Raw genomic sequence first — 16,722 nt, forward strand, 5'->3', positions numbered from 1 at the left:
GGATGATGCTACGCGGCTCACGGCGGTGCGCCGACCGTTTCGCGAGGGTCGGTGGCAGGGGAAGGGGCGGAAATCCTCCAGAATCGAGGGATGGAGAAGGTGAGCTTGGACACAAGCATGACCTTCGGCATTCTCGGCCCGCTCGAGGTCCGGCGGGACGGCGAGGTCGTCGAGATCGCTGGTCAGCGGCTACGCACCCTCCTTGGCCTGCTGGTTGTCTCGGCGGGCAGGACCGTTCCACCGGCCGCCCTGATCGACGGGGTGTGGCCGGATCGGCCGCCGGACGGCGTCACCAACGCGCTCCAGGCGCTGGTTTCCCGGCTTCGGGCGGCTCTCGGCAAAAACCCGGTGCGCCAGCTCGTGGTCGCGGAACCGGCCGGATACCGGCTGGTTACGGGGCCTGACCAGGTGGACGCGCACCGCTTCGCCGTACTGGCTCGGGAGGGGCAGGCGCGGCTGGCGGAGGGGGACGCGCGGACCGCGGCCGGTCTGCTGCGGGAGGCGCTGGGGTTGTGGCGCGGACCGGCGCTCGCGGACCTGGCGGACCGGGAGGCGCTCGTCGCCCACGTGGCCCGCCTCGACCACCTCCGGCTTGTCGCCGCCGAGGACCTGGCCGAGGCCGACCTGCGGCTCGGACGGGCCGCGGACGCGCTCGACGCGCTGGCGGGGCTGCTGGCCGCGCACCCGCTGCGCGAGCGGCTGCACGGGCTGCGCATCCGGGCCCTGCACGCGACGGGCCGGCGCGTGGAGGCGCTGGCCGCCTACGACAGCGCCCGCCGCGCCTTCCGTGACGCCCTCGGCGCGGAACCCTCGCCTGAGCTGACCGGTATCCATCTGGAACTGCTTCGCGACGAGCCTCGGCCGCGCTCTGAGCGGCGGGCGGGCAACCTGCGGGCCAGGTTGACGAGCTTCGTGGGCCGCGACCGTGATGTTGCTCACATCGGCGAGCTGCTGGAGCGCCACCGCCTCGTCACCGTCCTCGGGCCGGGCGGCGCGGGCAAGACCCGGCTCGCGGTCGAGGCCGCCGCGGCGCTGGCCCCGCCCGGCGGCGCCTGGCTGGTGGAACTGGCCGGCGCCGCGGACGTCGTCCAGGCCGTGTCGGACGCGCTGGATCTGCGCGACCCCACCCGGCACCCGGTCGCCGAGCGGCCGATCGAGCGGCTGGTGCGGCTCATCGGCGACCGCGCCCCGCTGATCGTCCTGGACAACTGCGAGCACGTGATCGGCGCCGCCGCCGAGGTGGCCGAGCGCGTGCTCGCCGAGTGCCCCGGTGTACGCGTGCTGGCGACCAGCCGCGAACCCCTCGCGGTCACCGGTGAGACGAGCCTGCCCCTGCCCCCGCTGGAGTTGCCCCCGCCGGGCACCGGCGACCCCCGCGCGTACGCGGCCGTGCGGCTGTTCGCCGACCGGGCGGCCGCGGTCCGCCCCGGCTACACCCTGGACGACGCCGCCGAGGCCGAGGCGGTCGCGCGGATCTGCCGGGCGCTGGACGGCCTGCCGCTGGCCATCGAACTGGCCGCCGCGCGCCTGCGCGCGCTGGGCGCGGGCGAGGTGGCCGCGCGCCTGGACGACCGGTTCTCGTTGCTGACGAGCGGCAGCCGTACGGCGCAGCCGCGCCACCAGACGCTCAGGGCGGTGGTGTCGTGGAGCTGGGACCTGCTGCCGGAGCCGGAACGCGAGTTGGCCGCCCGCATGTCCGTCTTCTCCGGCGGCGCCACGCTGGAGGCCGTGGAGCAGGTGTGCGCGGCCGAACTGGAGCCGCTGACCCGCCTGGTGGACAAATCCCTCGTCGTCTTCGAGGCCGGGCGTTACCGCATGCTGGAGACGATCCGTGCCTTCGCCGTGGAACACCTGCCCGACGGCGACGGCCTCCGGCGCGCGCACGCCGCGTACTACCTGTGCTTCGCCGAACGCGCGGAACCCGGCCTGCGCGCGGCCGGTCAGCTCGGCCACCTCGCCGCGCTCGCCGCCGAGCACGACAACCTCGCCGCCGCCCTGCGCTGGTGCGTGGGGGCCGCGCAGGCCGACCCCGAGGCGGGGGAGACGGCGTTGCGGCTGGTGGGGGCGCTCGGGTGGTACTGGTGGCTGCGGGGAAGCAGGCTCGAAGGCGCACGGCGGGCCGCCGAGGCGCTGGCCGCGGCCCCTCTGGCTCCGGGGCGGCTGCGGGCGCCGGCGCTGGCCGTACACGGGATCAACGCGGTCGGCGCGGCGCTGCCGTGGGAGGAGGCGCGCGCCGCACTCGCCCAGGCCCGCCTGCTCAGCGAACAGGCCCACCGCCTCAGCGAACAGGCCCACGGCCTCAGCGGACAGGGCCATCGCCTCGGGGGGCAGGGCCATCGCCTCGGCGGGCACGGCCATCCGCTGGTCGCGCTGGCCATGCCCATGTTCGTCCTGTACGGCGGCGCCCAGAAGCCCTCCCCGGACGGCGGCGACCCCGAGGAACTGCTGGGACACCCCGACCCATGGGTGGTCGCCTCCGGCCACCTCATGCGCGGCCTGCTCAGTTACTACGGCGGCCGGATCGACGGCTGCGCGGCCGACCTGCGGGCCGCGCTGACCGGCTACCGCGCCGTGGGCGACCGGTGGGGCATCGGTTCCGCCCTCGCCGCCACGGCCGACCTCCACGTGCTGCGCGGCGAAATCCACGAGGGCATCGCGGTCATGCGCGAGGCCCTGGAGACCATGCGGACGCTGGGCGCCGCCGAGGACACCCCCTACCTGCGCGCCCGCCTCGCGCTCGCGCTCAACCTGGCCGGGGACCGGGTCGGGGCGGAGCGCGAGCTGGCCGAGATCGCCGATCTGGTGGTCCGGTTCGGCGACCGGGTGGGAGAGGCCGGTGTCACCGCGGCGCAGGGCGACCTGGCCGGCACGACGGCGACCTGCCCACGGCGCTGGCGCACTACGAACGGGCGATGGCCGTCATGGACTCCGCCGAGGGCGTGCCCCGGCCCATGATCGCCGCGGTCAGCACCTCTTTGGCCCTGGCCGCGCTGGAGAAGGGGCGGCTGGGGGAGGCTCGCCACCACCTCACCTCGGCGCTGGAGCAGGCGGCGGTCTCGGGTGACGCGCAGCTCACCGGCCTGGCCGTGGTGGGCTGCGCCGCGTACGCGCTGGCCGAGGGCGCCAACGCCCGCGCCGCCGTCCTGCTGGGGGCCGCCGCGGCCGTAAAGGGCATCGCGACGGTCGTCGAGCCCGACCACGTCCGCGTCACCCACGCCACCCGCTCCGTCCTGCCACCCGGCTCCTTCGACCTTCACTTCGCCCGCGGCCACGCCCTCGACACGCCCGCCGCCCTGGACCTCGCGAGCACCTTCACAGACGGCCCTTTCACAGACGGGCCCTCCACAGACGAGCCCTTCACAGGCGGGTTCTGAAGACCCTGATGGCCAGCGGCGCGAACACCGCCACGAACCCCGCCGCCCACCCCAGCGAGATCAGCGCGGGACCGGCCACCTCGCCGCCGATGAGCAGCCCGCGGATCGCGTCGGCCAGGTGGGAGACCGGATTGACCTCCGACCACGCCCGCAACCACGCCGGGAACGTCGCCGGATCGACCAGCGCGCTGCTGGTGAACGTCAGCGGCATCATGGCCGAAAAAGCGATCATCTGCACCTTCTCCGGACTGGACGCCCTGAGCCCGATCAGCACCGACATCCACGACATGGCCAGCGCCACCACGACCAGCAGCGCCAGCGCGCCGAGCAGCCCCGCCACGCTCGTCTGGATCCGGAACCCGAGCACCATCCCGAGCCCGACCAGCAGCCCGAACGCCCACACCTGCTTGAAGGTGTCCGCGACGATCCGCCCCGCCAGCGGCGCGGTGCGCGCGATGGGCAGGCTGCGCAGCCGGTCGAAGACGCCCTTGCTGATGTCGGTGTTGAGCCCGATCGCCGTGGACAGGGTGTAGAACAGGGCGTTCTGCACCACCAGTCCGGGCAGCGCGAACTGCAGATAGTCCCCCGTGGAGCCCGAGATCGCGCCGCCGAACACATACGTGAACAGCAGCAGGAACATGATCGGCTGGATGCTGAGGTCGAGCAGGTCCCAGGGGTTGTGCTTGATCTGCACGAGGCTCCGCCAGGCCAGCGTGGCCGTCTGCCGGACGGTCGCCCCCGCCCCCGCCCGCTGCCCCACGCGCAGGGCCTCCGCCGCCGTCATGACGTCACCGCCGCGGCCTCGGGGTCGGCACGGTGCCCGGTCAGCGCCAGGAACACCTCGTCCAGACTCGACTTACGCAACGCCAGCTCGGCGGCCACCACCCCCAGCTCGTCCAGCCGCCGCACCACCGCGGGCACCACGTGCGGATCGTGCACCGCCGCCGTCACCCTGCCGTTGGCGACCTCGGGCGGCGTCGTCACCACCGCGCCCACCACCTCGGCCACCAGGCCGAGCTGGCCCGGCCGCAGCGGGCTCACCTCCAGCACCTGCGCGCCCGTCATCGACTTGAGCTGGTCGGAGGTCCCCGACGCGATCACCCTGCCGTGGTCGAACACCACGATGTCGTCGGCCAGTTGGTCCGCCTCCTCCAGGTATTGGGTGGTCAGCAGCACGGTCACGCCGTCGGCCATCAGCCCGCGCACCACCCCCCACAGGTCGGTACGGCTGCGCGGGTCCAGCCCCGTCGTCGGCTCGTCCAGGAACAGCACCTGGGGCCGCCCCACCAGGCTCGCCGCCAGGTCGAGGCGCCTGCGCATGCCGCCCGAGTAGGTCTTCGCGGCCCGGCCGCCGGCCTCGGCCAGATCGAACCGGTCGAGCAGCCGCCGCGCCCGCTCCCGCGCCTCCGGCCGGGACAGGCCGAGCAGGCGGCCGATCATGAGCAGGTTCTCGACGCCGGTCAGCATCTCGTCGACCGCCGCGTACTGCCCGGTCAGGCCGATCAGCGACCGCACCTGATGCGGGTGGCGCACCACGTCGTACCCGCCCACCGAGGCCCGGCCCGCGTCGGGCGCGAGCAGGGTGGCGAGGATTCTCACGGCGGTCGTCTTTCCCGCGCCGTTCGGCCCGAGCACGCCGAGCAGCCTTCCCGGCGGCACCGCCAGGTCCACACCGGCCAGCGCCGTGGTCTCGCCGTAGCGTCTGGCCAGGCCCTCGGCCTCGATCGCGTATCGCATGGACCCACTGTGAACCACGTCACTGACAGTTCCCTGACCCCCGGCGGGCGGCGCTGAGATAACGCTGACACGGGACACACCTAAGCTGGGCGGTGTGAGTGAATCCGAGCCCCGGGCGGGGACCCTGCGTGACCCGGCGCACCACGTCTCGCCCAAGGCCAGGCAGCTGTGGATGCTGGAGTCGCTGATCGGTTTCGTCCTCCTCGTGGGCGGGGCGGTCGTCGTGGCACGGGTGGTGGGCGGCAGCGGGTGGAGCTGGGTGCCCGGGTGGCTGTCGGACGACTCGTGGCTGCTGCCTGTGGGGGTGGCCGTGGTGGCCACGCCGTTCCTGGCGGCCGAGCCGTTCGTACGCTTCGCCGTCCATCGGTGGGAACTGTCCGGCGATGTCGTCTACGCCCGCTCCGGCTTCCTGACCAGGGAATGGGTGTTCGTGCCGGTGAGCAGGATCCAGACCGTGGACAAGGCGCAGGGCTGGCTGGAGCGCTTGTTCGGGCTGGCCACGCTGGAGATCCGCACCGCCTCGCACGCCGGGTCGTCCACGATCAAGGGCCTCGAGTACGGCGTGGCCGCCGGGCTGGCCGACCAGCTCGCCCACCGGGCCGAGCAGCTCAGGGACGACGCCACATGACCCACGACCCCCACCACCCCACCCCTGAGCCCGCCCAGCCCAGCCCTCCAATCGCACACCCCGGTCCCGCGCAACCAGGCCCTGGATCCGTGCAACCTGGCTTGGGCCCCGCGCCTGGCTCCCCGCAGCCCGGCTATGGCTCCGCGCAGCCCGGTCATGGGCCCGTGCCTGACCCCGGGTCTGGACATGGACCCTGGGTGGGGCCGGGGGAGCAGGGCGGGCCGCCTGGGGGGTGGGCGGTGCCGTTGCGGCTCAGTCCCAAGGTGCTGCTCATCGATCCGGTCCGCATGCTGCCGTCCCTGCTGCTGCCGCTGGTCGGCGTGCTGTTCGTGGGCGGGTTCTCGCCACGCTCCTTCCTGTGGGCCGCGCTGGGCGTCGCCGGGACGGTGGTGTTCGCGGTGATCCGGTGGGCGACGTTCAGCTACCAGCTCGCCGGCGACCGGCTGGAGATCAAGCGGTCACTGATCAGCCGTTCCGTCCGGACCATCCCTCTTGAGCGCATCCGCGGCGTGGATGTCTCCATGCCGCCCATGCACCGGTTGCTCGGCCTCGCCGTACTCAAGATCGACACCGGAGCGAGCGGCGGCAGCGAGCAGGAGGGCGAGCTCGACGGCGTCACCCTCGCCGAGGCCGAACGCCTCAAGGCCGTGCTCCTGCGCGCCCGCGCCCAGGAGACGCGCGCGCCGAGCCCCGAGACGGCGGCGGAGCGGCCGCAGGAGAGCGAGCGGGTCATCATGCGCGTGCCCCGCGCCTGGCTGCTCTACGGGCCGCTGTCGGGGGCCTATCTGCTGACGCCGTTCGCGCTGGCCGGTGGCGCCGTCGGGCTGGCGTTCCAGTGGGGCGACCAGCTCGGCTTCGGCCGCGACGCCGCCTGGAACGCCGGTCAGTGGCTCTGGGACCGTCCCTACCTGCTGCTGGTCGTCGTCGTGCTGCTGGTGATCGCGATGCCGGTGGTGGGCGGGGTCATGTACGCGGTGTTCAACTGGAACTTCACCCTCAAGGAGCGCGACGGCTACCTCGTCGCGGAGCGTGGCCTCATCAACCGCAGGAGCGTCTCGCTGGAGGCGCGGCGCGTGCGCGGCTACGAGATCGCCGACGCCCTCGCCGAACGCTGGGCCGGAGTCGTACGCGTCTGGGCCATCGTCACCGGCCTCGGCGACTCGCAGGCCCGCGGCCAGCTCCTGCCCGACGTGCCCCGCGCCGTCGCCCACCAGGTCACCGGCGAGGCGGTCGGCCCCTTCGCCGCCGACCTGCGCCCGCACCCGCCTGTGGCGCGCAACCGCCGCCTGTTCCGCGCGATCGCGCCGTGGGCCGCGCTGGCCGCCCTCGCGCTGGCCGCCGCCCTCCTTTCCGGCGCGACGGCCTGGTGGGTGCTGGCCGTCGTCGCCCTGGTCCTGGCCGGGCTGGGGGTGCCGCTGGGTCTCGACCGCTACAGGTCGCTCGGGCACGGGTACGACGGGGTCCGGCTGTCGGTGCGCTCCGGCTCGCTGCGACGCTCCCAGGCGGTGTTCGAACGGCGCGCGGTGGTGGGGTGGCGGATCCGCCAGACGTGGTTCCAGCGGCGGGCGGGCGTCATGACGCTCGTGGCGGGGGTGGGGGCGGGCGAGGGCGGCTACTCGGCAGTGGACGTCTCGGAGTCCCAGGCGGTCACCTTTCCCGCCGAGGTCACCCCCGACTGGCTGGCCCCTTTCCGCTCCTCCTGACCCGTCTTCTCCTGATCACGCCCTTTTTCCTTTTACGGCAAGCCGGGTGGGCGCCTCCCGCCGCCGTGCGCCGCGCCCGATCCTCGGGCGCCCGGCAGTCGCACGCACGGCCCGCCGTAACGACGCACGGCCGGCCACTTTCCGTGGCCGGCCGTGTTCCGGAGCTTCAGTCCTGCTTGCGGGCGCCGAACATGATCTCGTCCCAGGTCGGGACCGAGGCGCGCCTGCCCTTGGAACCCTTGCGCGGCTGCCGAGCCGCGGGCGCGGGCGGCGGCGACGGAACCGGCACCGTGGACGGGTCCTTGGGCTTGGGCTTCGGCTTGGGAATCGGCTCGTCCTTGCCATCCCTGGCCGGAGGCACCACCGCCTCATCCTTCGCCGCTTCCGGCTCGGGTGCATCGGGTTCGGATGCCTGGCGCGCGTCGGCCTTGGGCGCTTCAGGCTTGGGTGCCGCCTCCGGCTTGGGGGCTTCCGGCCTGGGTGCGTCAGGCTTCGGTGCTTCGGGTTTGGGCGTCTCGGCCTTTGGCGTTTCGGGCTGGGGCGCCTCGACCGCGGGTGTCTCTGGCTCGGCTGCCTTGACCTCCGGGGCCGCGGGCTTCGTCTCCTCGACCGCCACCGGCTCGGCCACCGCCGGCTCGACCGCTACGGGCTCAGTGGCAACTTGCTCGGCGGCAACGGGCTCCTCGATCGGCTCGACGGCCTCCGGCTCGGCAACCTCTGCCTCCGCAACCTGCGGTTCGGCAGCCTCCGCCTCCACAACCTCGGGCTCCGGGGCGGCAGGCTCGGCAACCACTGCCTCGACGACCGGTGCGACAGGTACGGCCTCGACCGGCTCAGCAGCGGCCGTGGGCTCCTCAGCGGCGACGGGCTCCTCGGCGGCCGGCTCGGCGACCGAAGGCTCCGGCGCGACGGGCTCGATGGCGACGGGCTCGGGGGCCGTGGGCTCCGGAGCCACGGGCGTCACCGGCGCCTGGGCCGCTGGCGAGGGCTCCTGGGCGACGGGCTCGGCGGCCACCGGTTCCGGTGCCGAGAGCTCCTGGGCAGGGGGCAACGCCGACACCACGGGCTCCTGGGCCACGGGCGTCGCGGGCTCCTGGGCTGCGGGCGCCGCCGGTTCCTGGGTCGCCGGGGGCGGTGGGGTGGGGTCCGTGGGGGTGGGGGTGCGGGGGGCCGGGGCGTAGATGGGGTCGGTGTCGCGGGTCTGGGGGCGGTTGGCGGCGAAGTCCGGGTGCCAGGCGGCCGGAGCGCGGCGCAGGCCCTCGGGGGCGCGGTCGTTCGCGTCGGAGGGCTCGTCGTCCATGGGGTACCCGCGCGAGGGCGCCCCAGGAGAGGGCGCCTCGGGTCGGCCGTAGGCGCCTTCGCCACGCGCGGGCGAGTAGGCGTCCCTGCCCGGCGGGAGACCGTCCCTGCCCGGTGCGAGGCCGTCTCTGCCGGGTGCCAGACCGTCCCTGCCCGGGGCCAGACCGTCCCTGCCTGGCGTCATGCCGTCCTTGCCCTGCGCGTACCCCTCGCGTCCAGGCGCGAAGCCTTCCCGGGCGGGCGGGAAGGACTCGCGTCCGGGCGGGAACGACTCGCGTCCGGGCGGGAAGCCGTCGCGGCCCGGCGGGTACGCCACGGCGGGGCCGTCGGCGGGCCTGACCACGGCGGGCGGCTCGTGCCTGATCACCGACGGCAGCGGCGGCACCGGCTGCAGCTTGGCGGTGCGCGGCGCGAACGGCGTGACCGTGGTGTCCTCGGCGGGCGGGTTGGGGTCGAAGTCGGCCGACGACAGTCTCATGGACTCGTCGTCATGCGGCGTCACGTGCCGCTTGCGCGGGTCGAACAGCCACTCCGCGTGCCGGGTGTGACCGTTCCAGACATAGCCGAGCTTGACCCGCCAAAGGCCGTCGTCGCGCTTGGCGGAGTCCCAGTCGATCTCGTCGGTGGGCACGCCGCGGCGGGTGAGGCGCTCGGCGACCAGGTCGCCGAGCGTGGGTCCCGGCGCGGACTCTCCAGGCATGCGCACGGCTACGCGCTGCGCCTGCTGGGCCACGTACTCCCGTTCCTGGAGCACGGGACCCTCGAACCAGCGGACGCGCTCGACCGGGATTCCCGCGGTCGCGGCGATCTCTTCCGCGGTTTCTCCAGCGCGAATGCGTGCCTGGATCTCCTTGGGGCGCAACGGACTCTCCACTTCGATCTCGTACTGGCCGAGACGGGAGAAGTTTCCGCGGACGGCAGCGCGGAGCCGGTCGTCCACGGGGAGCGTGAACCGCGTACCCCGCCCGGCTGTCGCCAGGACGAGATAGGTGCCGTCCTCACTCACCGCGACGAGTCGGAGCTCCTGCATGCGAGTCCCTTCGTCAGCGCGCTCATTCTTCCCCCGGACCCTTGAGTCTCTCGCGTGTGCCGGTTGCCTGCCAGCACCGTACCCGGCATGTCCGAACATCGCCTGCCTGGGATACTCCCCAGGCGTTGTGACGCCGGTCACATTTCCTGATTCCACCCTTTATAGCCCGCCGGAGTGCAGCAGGAGGTTAGGGGTCCTCGACGGATTCTGACGAATCGCGCCACGGGTCGCCGTGGACTTGAGCCAAGACGCGAGAGTTGACGGGCTGGAGCCGCGATGGGACTCCAGGTAGAGGGCGGCCACACCGGCCACGTGCGGGGCAGCCATGGAGGTGCCGCTCACCTCGCGCGTGGTCCCATCCAGCCGGGCGGAACGCACGTCGACGCCCGGCGCGTAGAGATCGACACAAGGGCCGTGGTTCGAGAACGGCGCCCGCCGCTCCGCCGAGTCGCTGGCCGCCACGGCGAAGGCCCTGCGGGCGGGCGAGACCGAGCAGGCGTTCTCACCGGCGTTGCCCGCGGCGGCCACGACGAGGATCCCGGCGCGGGTGAGGTTGCTCACGGCAGCGTCCAGCGCGGGGGAGGGCTCGCCGCCGAAGGACATGTTGGCCACCGAGGGGCCGCGCGCGTGCCCGCGCACCCAGTCGACCCCGGCCAGCACGTCCGACATCGAACCGAAGCCGCAGCCCAGCACCTTCACCGAGGCGATCCTGGCCTGCGGGGCCACGCCGTACGTGCGACCTGCGACGACGCCCGCCACGCTGGTGCCGTGACCGCCGCAGTCGGCGCCGCGCCCGCCGGTGGCGTCGAACGCGCGCCACGCGCGGTCGCCGAACTCGCGGTGACCGGTGTCCACCCCGCTGTCGAGCACGTAGACGGTGACGCCGCGGCCGGTCGCCGGGCGGCGGGAGCGGCCGTCGGGGGCGCGCACGCCGAGCCGGGCCGGCGCCCAGCCGCCCATAGGGTGGACCTGACGGTCGAGTTCGAGCGAGCGTACCCGCGCGTCCGCCCGCAGTTCGGCGGCCTCCCTGTCGCTGAGCCAGGTCGCGAAGCCGGGCAGCGCGGCGGTGTAGTAGCGGCGCACCCGCCAGCGCGCCTCGCTGACCAGGTCGCGCGCGTCGCCGCGGGTGCGGGCGGTGACGATGTACGGCCGGGTGGGCTCGATCACCACCGGCCGCGCGGACACTCCTGAGGCGGGCTCGGTCACGGCGAGCGGGGCGACGGTCGTGACGGCCGTGGCCACGGCCGCGGCGGCATAGACGGAGGGCAGTCCGAATCGGCGGGGCACGACCCTTGAGCCTTCCTGTCACGCAGGTCACAGGAACAACAGGACACGCGCTCGCGTCTATTCACGAGGAAGCTCTTTACCTGGCGCATGACAAGAGAGGACTGATCTGGAGGATGAGCGGCGAGCAGCGGAGGTTCGAGCTGAGCGTGCCGCAGGTCCTCGGTGGAGCACTGGCCGCGGTGACCGCCGCGGTGGCCGCGTCGTATCTCGGCGTGGCGGGGACGGTGATCGGCGCGGCCGTGGCCAGCGTGGCCAGCACGGTCGGCAGCGCGATCTACACGCACTACCTGAAGCGGACCGGCGAGAAGGTCAAGGAACACACCGTGCTCGCGTGGCGGGAGCACGGCAACGGCGAGGAGGTGCCGCCGCACCGCGATGGCGAGGGGGAACTGGCCACCGCGGCCCAGGCGACGATCCGCGACGAGCCGCCGCCGGAGCCCGGTGAGCAGACGCTGGTCATGGCGCCCGTGGCCGAGCCGGAACGACGCCGGCCGCTGCCGTGGCTGAAGCTCGGGTTCGCCGCGGCGCTGGTGTTCGCGATCAGCATGGGCGCGATCCTGGCGTACCAGGCGGCCAGTGGATCGGCGATCCAGGACCAACTACCCGGCAAGCGTCCCGCCTCGGTCCGCGAGGAGCCCAAGGAGCCGGTGAAGACGGAGGAGCACGCACCGCCGTCCTCCGACGTCCCGGCCACCGAGGAGGAGCGCGAACCCACCCCGACCCCGACTCCCACCGCGACTCCCAAACCCACCAAGACCAGGACACCCGCGCCCACCCCCACCCCGACCAGGACCGGCCAGGTGGAACCGTCGGGCGAGCCGACCACCCAGCCCGAGGAGACGCCCCGGCCCGAGGAGGAGGCCACCCCGCCCCCGGACGACCCGGCCGCCGACCAGGAGCACGCCACCGTCCCCTGACCCCGCTCTCCGGTACGGCTGCCGCAAAGGGCCGGGCTCTCCGGTACGGCTGCCGCAAAGGGCCGGGCTCTCCGGTACGGCTGCCGCGACAGGCCGGTCGTCAGGGGGTCACCGGCAGGACGACCGCCAGCCGAGTAGGGCCGCCTTCCGGGCTGGTCAGGACGAGGGTGCCGTCGTGGGACTCCACGCGCCGCCTGATCCCGGCCAGCCCCGATCCGCCGCCCTCGCCGACGCCGCTCCCACCGCCGCCCTCACGGGCGCCGCCCCGGCCATCGTCGCCGACCGTGATCCGCAGCGCCTCGCCGTACCAGGTGACCTCGACGTCCACCCGGGACGCGCCGCTGTGCCGGGCGACGTTGGTGAGGGCCTCGGCGACGGTGAAGTACGCGGTGGCCTCGACCGACAGCGGCAGCGCCCCGAGTTCGCCGACGCTCAGCCCGCACGGAACGGCCGACCCGGCCGCCAGCGCCGACAGTGCGCCGGCCAGGCCCTTGTCCTCCAGCACGGGCGGCAGGATGCCGCGCACCACCCCGCGCAGTTCGGCGAGGGCCTGCTCGGCGGCGGTCTGGGCGCGTTCGAGCGCGGGGTCGGCGCTCGCGGGGTCGCGGGCGAGGGCGCGCCGGGCGGCGGCGACGGTGACGACGACGGCGACCAGCCGGTTCTGGGCGCCGTCGTGCAGGGAGCGCTCGATCCTGCGCAGTTCGGCGGCGTGCGCGCGCAGCGCGGCGGCCCTGGTGGCGGTCAGCCGGGCGACCCGCGCGGACAGGTCGACGGAGGCGTGCGGCGCCAGCAGCCTGCGGCCGGGCAGGCTCTGCAGGACGGCCAGCCGCGGCCCCAGCACCAGGGCCAGCCCCAGCCAGAGCACCCCCGACAGGCCGACGGCCAGGACCGCGGGCCACGTCTGCGCGGGCACGCCGAGCGAGGAGCCGGCCTCGCCCGCAGGCAGCAGCCGCCACCACAGCGGGTACGTGAGGTCGCGCAGCCCCATGATCGGCAGCGCGAGCCCGAGCAGCCCGAGCAGCAGCCCCATCGTGGCGTGAATCCCCGTCCACGCCAGGTCGCGGCGGACGGAGGGGTCGTGCCAGGCCGCCTTCATCTGCTCGGTCCAGCCGCCCTCGGGCGGTTCGCCGTAGGGGGAGACGACGGGATCGCCGCGCCGGCCCAGGCGGGCGCGTTCGCGGTCGGCCACGGACCTGGTCAGCCCGATCATCCCGGGCAGCGCCAGCAGTCCGACGCCGGTCAGGCAGCTCACCAGCGTCACCGTCCACGCCATAGTGACGAACAGGGCGAGTACGGCGGTGCCGAGCCCGCCCGCGAGGCGGTCAAGAGCCTCCAGGGCGTCGCGCGTCATGCCTCAAAGGGTATGGACCGCAGGAGCGCACAGCACTCCAGCCTGCTGGAAGACTCAGCCGAGGACGGTGTCGAGGTAGTCGTTGGTGAAGATCCGGCCGGGGTCGAGCCGGTCGCGCAGCGCCACGAAGTCCGGCAGGCGGGGGTAGACGGTCGCGAGGTAGGCGGCGTCGCGGGTGTGCATCTTGCCCCAGTGGGGGCGTCCGCCCAGCCTCGTCATGATCTGCTCGACGCCCTCGAAGTAGGCGGGGTTGGGGGTCGGGCGGTACATGTGGCAGGCGATGTAGGCGGAGGCGCGGCCGTACGCGGTGGACAGCCACGCCTCGCTCGGCGGCGTGACCCGCACCTCGATCGGGAAGGTGATCTTCCAGTCCATGCGCTCGACCAGGTCGCGGGTCTCGCGCAGGGCCTGGCCGAGGTGCTCGCGCGGGATGGCGTACTCCATCTCCAGGAAGCGCACGTCGCGGCGGGCGGTGAAGATCTTGTAGGCGGTGTCCACGGACTCGGAGTCGCCGAGCGCGGCGGCGCTGACGGCGTTGATGCGGGGGATCAGGCCGGGGAAGCGGGCGCCGAGCGCGCAGGCGGCGCCGAAGAGCGTGTTCTCCAGGAAGACGGCGTCCAGCCAGTGCTTGACCGCGCCCGGCGGCCGGGCCGGGCCCGGGTTCCTGTTGTTGGTCTTGAACAGGCAGGCGTCGGTGTGCGGGATCCAGAAGAAGTCGAGGTGCTCGTTGGCCGAGGTCAGGGTGTCGAGCGTGGACAGGATCTCGGTGAGCGGCAGGCGGCGGCGCCGGTTGTGGAGCAGGAAGGCGGGCTCGACCCTGAAGGTCACCGCGGTGATGACGCCGAGCGCGCCGAGTCCGACGCGGGCGGCGTCGAAGAGGTCGTCGCCGGGCTTGACCGTGGCCACGGAGCCGTCGGCGAGCACGAGTTCCAGTTCGTCGACCTGGTCGGCGAGGCCGCCGGTGTCGCGGCCGGTGCCGTGGGTGCCGGTCTGGATGGCGCCGGAGACGGTCTGCGCGGTGATGTCGCCCATGTTGGCCAGGGCGAGGCCGCGCTGGTCGAGCAGCTCGTTGAGGTGTTCGAGCGGGGTGCCGGCGAGGACGGTCACCCGGTCCCGGCCCCACGTCCTGACGCCGGTGAGCCCCTCGGGCCTGAGCATGATGCCGTCGGTGAGGGCCACTCCGGTGAAGGAGTGGCCCGTTCCGACCATGCGCAGGCGCCGTCCGGTGCGCGCGGCGTCCCGGATGGCGCCCGCCACGTCTTCGACCGAGGCGGGCGTGCGCACCTCGGCGGGGGTGCCCGACTGGTTGCGTGCCCAGTTGGTGAAGACCATGATGCGCCCCCTGGAGAGGATCGTTCCGTTAAACGTGAACGATACTCACCTCTCCCAGCCTTCGGGAACAGGGTAGATGTCGCCGGGCTGGAGGTTCTGGTTCTTGAGCAGTGTGGAAACGGTCACCAGCGTGTAGCCGCGGCTTTGGAGCAACGTGACGATGTTCGGCATCACGTCGACCGTCTGCTTGACCCAGTCGTGCATCAGGATGATGCCGTCGCGCTGGGCCACGGCCAAGGTCTGCTTCTTGATCTCGTCGGCGTTCTTGGTGGCCCAGTCGCGTGAGCCCGCCGTCCACAGCACGATCGGCATGTCGAACTCCGCCGCCACGTCCGACACCTGGATGTCGGCCATGCCGTACGGCGGGCGCAGCAGCTTCGGCGTGACCCCGGTCGTCTTGTGGATGATGTCCTGGGTCTTCTTGACCTCGTTCCGGATGGCCCCCGGCTCAAGGTCGGTGAAGTTGGGGTGCTTGTAGCTGTGGTTGCCGAGCTCGTGGCCCTCCTTGGCCATGCGCTTGGCGAAGGCGGGCCGCGCCTTCACGTACTGGCCCTCCAGGAAGAAGGTCGCCTTCGCGTTGTGCTTCTTCAGCGTGTCGAGGAGCTTGTCAGCGTACTTGCCGGGCCCGTCGTCGAAGGTCAGCGCGAGGCACTTGACCTGCGTGCAGTCCACCTCGGGAGCGGCGGAAGCGGGCGCTGGGGCCAGAGTGATGGTTACAGCCGCGATAGCTAGAAGTGAAGCAATTTGTCGGGACATAACGGAGCTTTCGTGAGTTGAGGGTGTTGCTTGAGGGATCTCCCGACCGTAGCGGATCAGCTCTTCGCGGGAGAAGGCGCTTCCGGAATCCTCAGCAAACCCGAACCTGACACCCCGACGAGGGCCGCGAGCAGCGCGCACCCCAGCGAGAACGCGTAGGCGTTGGACGCGCCGAACGTCTCGGTGAGCCGGCCGCCCGCCCAGGCCCCGAGCGCGACGCCGAACCCGATCGACGTCGAGATCCAGGCCATCCCCTCGGTCAGCAGCGAGGGCGGCACCAGGCGCTCGGTCAGCGTGAAGCCCGTGATGAGCGTCGGCGAGATCGCCAGGCCCGCCACGAACAGCGCGAACGCCATGACCCGCGTGTCACCCACGAACATGATCGGCAGCAGGCCGACGACGAACACCCCGAGCGCGCGCACGAACCGACGGCGCGGCGAGATCCGCCAGTGCCGCGAGCCGAACCACAGGCCGGAGACCATCGAGCCGCCCGCGAACGCGGCCAGCAGGAACCCGGCGGCGCCCTTGGCCCCGTGCTCCTCGGCGAAGGCCACGGTGATCAGGTCGACGGAGCCGAACACCGCGCCCAGCCCCAGATAGACGCTCGACAGCAGGGCGACGCCCGGGATCAGGATCGGGGTGCCGCCGCCGACCCGGACCGGCGTGACGGGCGGCTGCGTGCGCCGCTGCAGGGCGAGGGCCAGCGACCCGCTCAGCATCAGCACCACGGCGACCGCCAGCCCCGCGTACGGGTTGACGTAGGTGGCCAGCAGCGTCACCGCCGCGGGACCGGTCACGAAGATGACCTCGTCGGCCACCGACTCGAACGCGAAGGCCGTGTGCAGCTTGGCCGAGCCGCCGTGCAGCGCCGACCAGCGCGCGCGCACCATCGAGCCCAGCGAGAGCGAGGTCGCGCCGACGAGCAGGCCGGAGGCGTAGAGCGTCCATTCGGGCAGCCGGAACCCGGCACTCAGGATGAGCGCCACCAGCGCCACCGCGTTGACCACGGAGAAGGGGATGATCACCCGGCTCTGGCCGAAGCGGTCGGCCAGCCGTCCCGACAGCGGCGCGGCGATCGCGTAGGAGACGTTGACCACGGCCGCGACGGCACCCGCCGTGGCGTAGGACTCGGTCAGCGCGGAGATCAGCAGGACGATCCCGATTCCCAGCATCGACATGGGGAAACGCCCCACGAAGCCGGCCAGCGAGAAACCCTTCACCCCGGGCCCGTTGAACAGTCCCCGATACGGCCCGACCACAACTTCCCCCTATCGCCGCCTGCCACCCTTCTGGAGACCCTCACTGAAG

General features: G+C 73.2%; 13 protein-coding genes. 5 read left to right on the forward strand and 8 right to left on the reverse strand.

All coding sequences use genetic code 11. The annotated features are described in order from the left end of the window. The first annotated feature begins 117 nt into the window (after nt 1-117). The gene (locus tag ACIBEJ_RS10935) at nt 118-2,955 is read left to right on the forward strand and encodes a BTAD domain-containing putative transcriptional regulator (protein WP_397182468.1); all 2,838 of its coding nucleotides are present in this window, start codon (nt 118-120) and stop codon (nt 2,953-2,955) included. Then, nucleotides 2,913-3,374, forward strand: a complete 462-nt coding sequence (locus ACIBEJ_RS10940) for a hypothetical protein (protein ID WP_397182469.1) — start codon at nt 2,913-2,915, stop codon at nt 3,372-3,374. The genes ACIBEJ_RS10935 and ACIBEJ_RS10940 overlap by 43 nt, the downstream gene beginning before the upstream one ends. On the opposite strand, the gene ACIBEJ_RS10945 is transcribed toward ACIBEJ_RS10940, so the two are convergent. Both ACIBEJ_RS10945 and ACIBEJ_RS10950 read right to left on the reverse strand, forming a co-directional pair. Next, entirely contained in the window at nt 3,358-4,158 is an 801-nt protein-coding gene (locus ACIBEJ_RS10945) for an ABC transporter permease (RefSeq protein WP_397182470.1), read from the reverse strand. The two genes, ACIBEJ_RS10940 and ACIBEJ_RS10945, sit on opposite strands and share 17 nt — an antisense overlap. Next, nucleotides 4,155-5,111: an ATP-binding cassette domain-containing protein gene (locus ACIBEJ_RS10950; protein ID WP_397182471.1), complete on the reverse strand. Its 957-nt coding sequence runs from the start codon at nt 5,109-5,111 to the stop codon at nt 4,155-4,157. The genes ACIBEJ_RS10945 and ACIBEJ_RS10950 overlap by 4 nt, the downstream gene beginning before the upstream one ends. A 94-nt stretch (nt 5,112-5,205) precedes the next feature. Between ACIBEJ_RS10950 and ACIBEJ_RS10955 the strand changes: the two genes are divergently transcribed. After that, nucleotides 5,206-5,739, forward strand: a complete 534-nt coding sequence (locus tag ACIBEJ_RS10955) for a PH domain-containing protein (protein ID WP_397182472.1) — start codon at nt 5,206-5,208, stop codon at nt 5,737-5,739. A 239-nt stretch (nt 5,740-5,978) separates the two neighbouring features. Further along, nucleotides 5,979-7,442 (forward strand): PH domain-containing protein, encoded by a 1,464-nt coding sequence (locus tag ACIBEJ_RS10960; protein ID WP_397182473.1) that lies wholly within the window; start codon nt 5,979-5,981, stop codon nt 7,440-7,442. A 166-nt stretch (nt 7,443-7,608) separates the two neighbouring features. Here the strand turns inward: ACIBEJ_RS10960 and sepH are convergent, their stop codons facing one another. Together sepH and ACIBEJ_RS10970 are read right to left on the reverse strand one after the other, a co-directional pair. Next, complete coding sequence (sepH, locus tag ACIBEJ_RS10965; protein WP_397182474.1) at nt 7,609-9,771, reverse strand: septation protein SepH; 2,163 nt, start codon at nt 9,769-9,771, stop codon at nt 7,609-7,611. Nucleotides 9,772-9,930: 159 nt separating this feature from the next. Continuing rightward, nucleotides 9,931-11,058 carry a S8 family peptidase gene (locus ACIBEJ_RS10970; protein ID WP_397182475.1) on the reverse strand — a complete coding sequence of 376 codons (1,128 nt, stop codon included), beginning with the start codon at nt 11,056-11,058 and terminating at the stop codon, nt 9,931-9,933. 113 nt (nt 11,059-11,171) lie between these two features. On the opposite strand from ACIBEJ_RS10970, the gene ACIBEJ_RS10975 reads away from it, so the two are divergent. Further along, nucleotides 11,172-11,975: a hypothetical protein gene (locus ACIBEJ_RS10975; protein ID WP_397182476.1), complete on the forward strand. Its 804-nt coding sequence runs from the start codon at nt 11,172-11,174 to the stop codon at nt 11,973-11,975. Nucleotides 11,976-12,075: 100 nt separating this feature from the next. Here the strand turns inward: ACIBEJ_RS10975 and ACIBEJ_RS10980 are convergent, their stop codons facing one another. From ACIBEJ_RS10980 to ACIBEJ_RS10995, 4 genes are all read right to left on the reverse strand, one after another. Then, a complete protein-coding gene (locus ACIBEJ_RS10980; RefSeq protein WP_397182477.1) occupies nt 12,076-13,326 on the reverse strand; it encodes a sensor histidine kinase in 1,251 nt (416 codons plus the stop codon). 54 nt (nt 13,327-13,380) lie between these two features. Then, nucleotides 13,381-14,658, reverse strand: coding sequence for a D-arabinono-1,4-lactone oxidase (locus ACIBEJ_RS10985; RefSeq protein ID WP_397182478.1), 1,278 nt, complete (start codon nt 14,656-14,658; stop codon nt 13,381-13,383). 45 nt (nt 14,659-14,703) lie between these two features. Beyond that, nucleotides 14,704-15,330, reverse strand: a complete 627-nt coding sequence (locus tag ACIBEJ_RS10990; RefSeq protein WP_397182479.1) for a polysaccharide deacetylase family protein — start codon at nt 15,328-15,330, stop codon at nt 14,704-14,706. Between the two features lie 140 nt (nt 15,331-15,470). Continuing rightward, complete coding sequence (locus ACIBEJ_RS10995) at nt 15,471-16,634, reverse strand: MFS transporter (protein WP_397182480.1); 1,164 nt, start codon at nt 16,632-16,634, stop codon at nt 15,471-15,473. Nucleotides 16,635-16,722: the final 88 nt, after the last annotated feature.

This window comes from Nonomuraea sp. NPDC050790, assembly GCF_044456745.1.
Taxonomy (GTDB): Bacteria; Actinomycetota; Actinomycetes; order Streptosporangiales; family Streptosporangiaceae; genus Nonomuraea.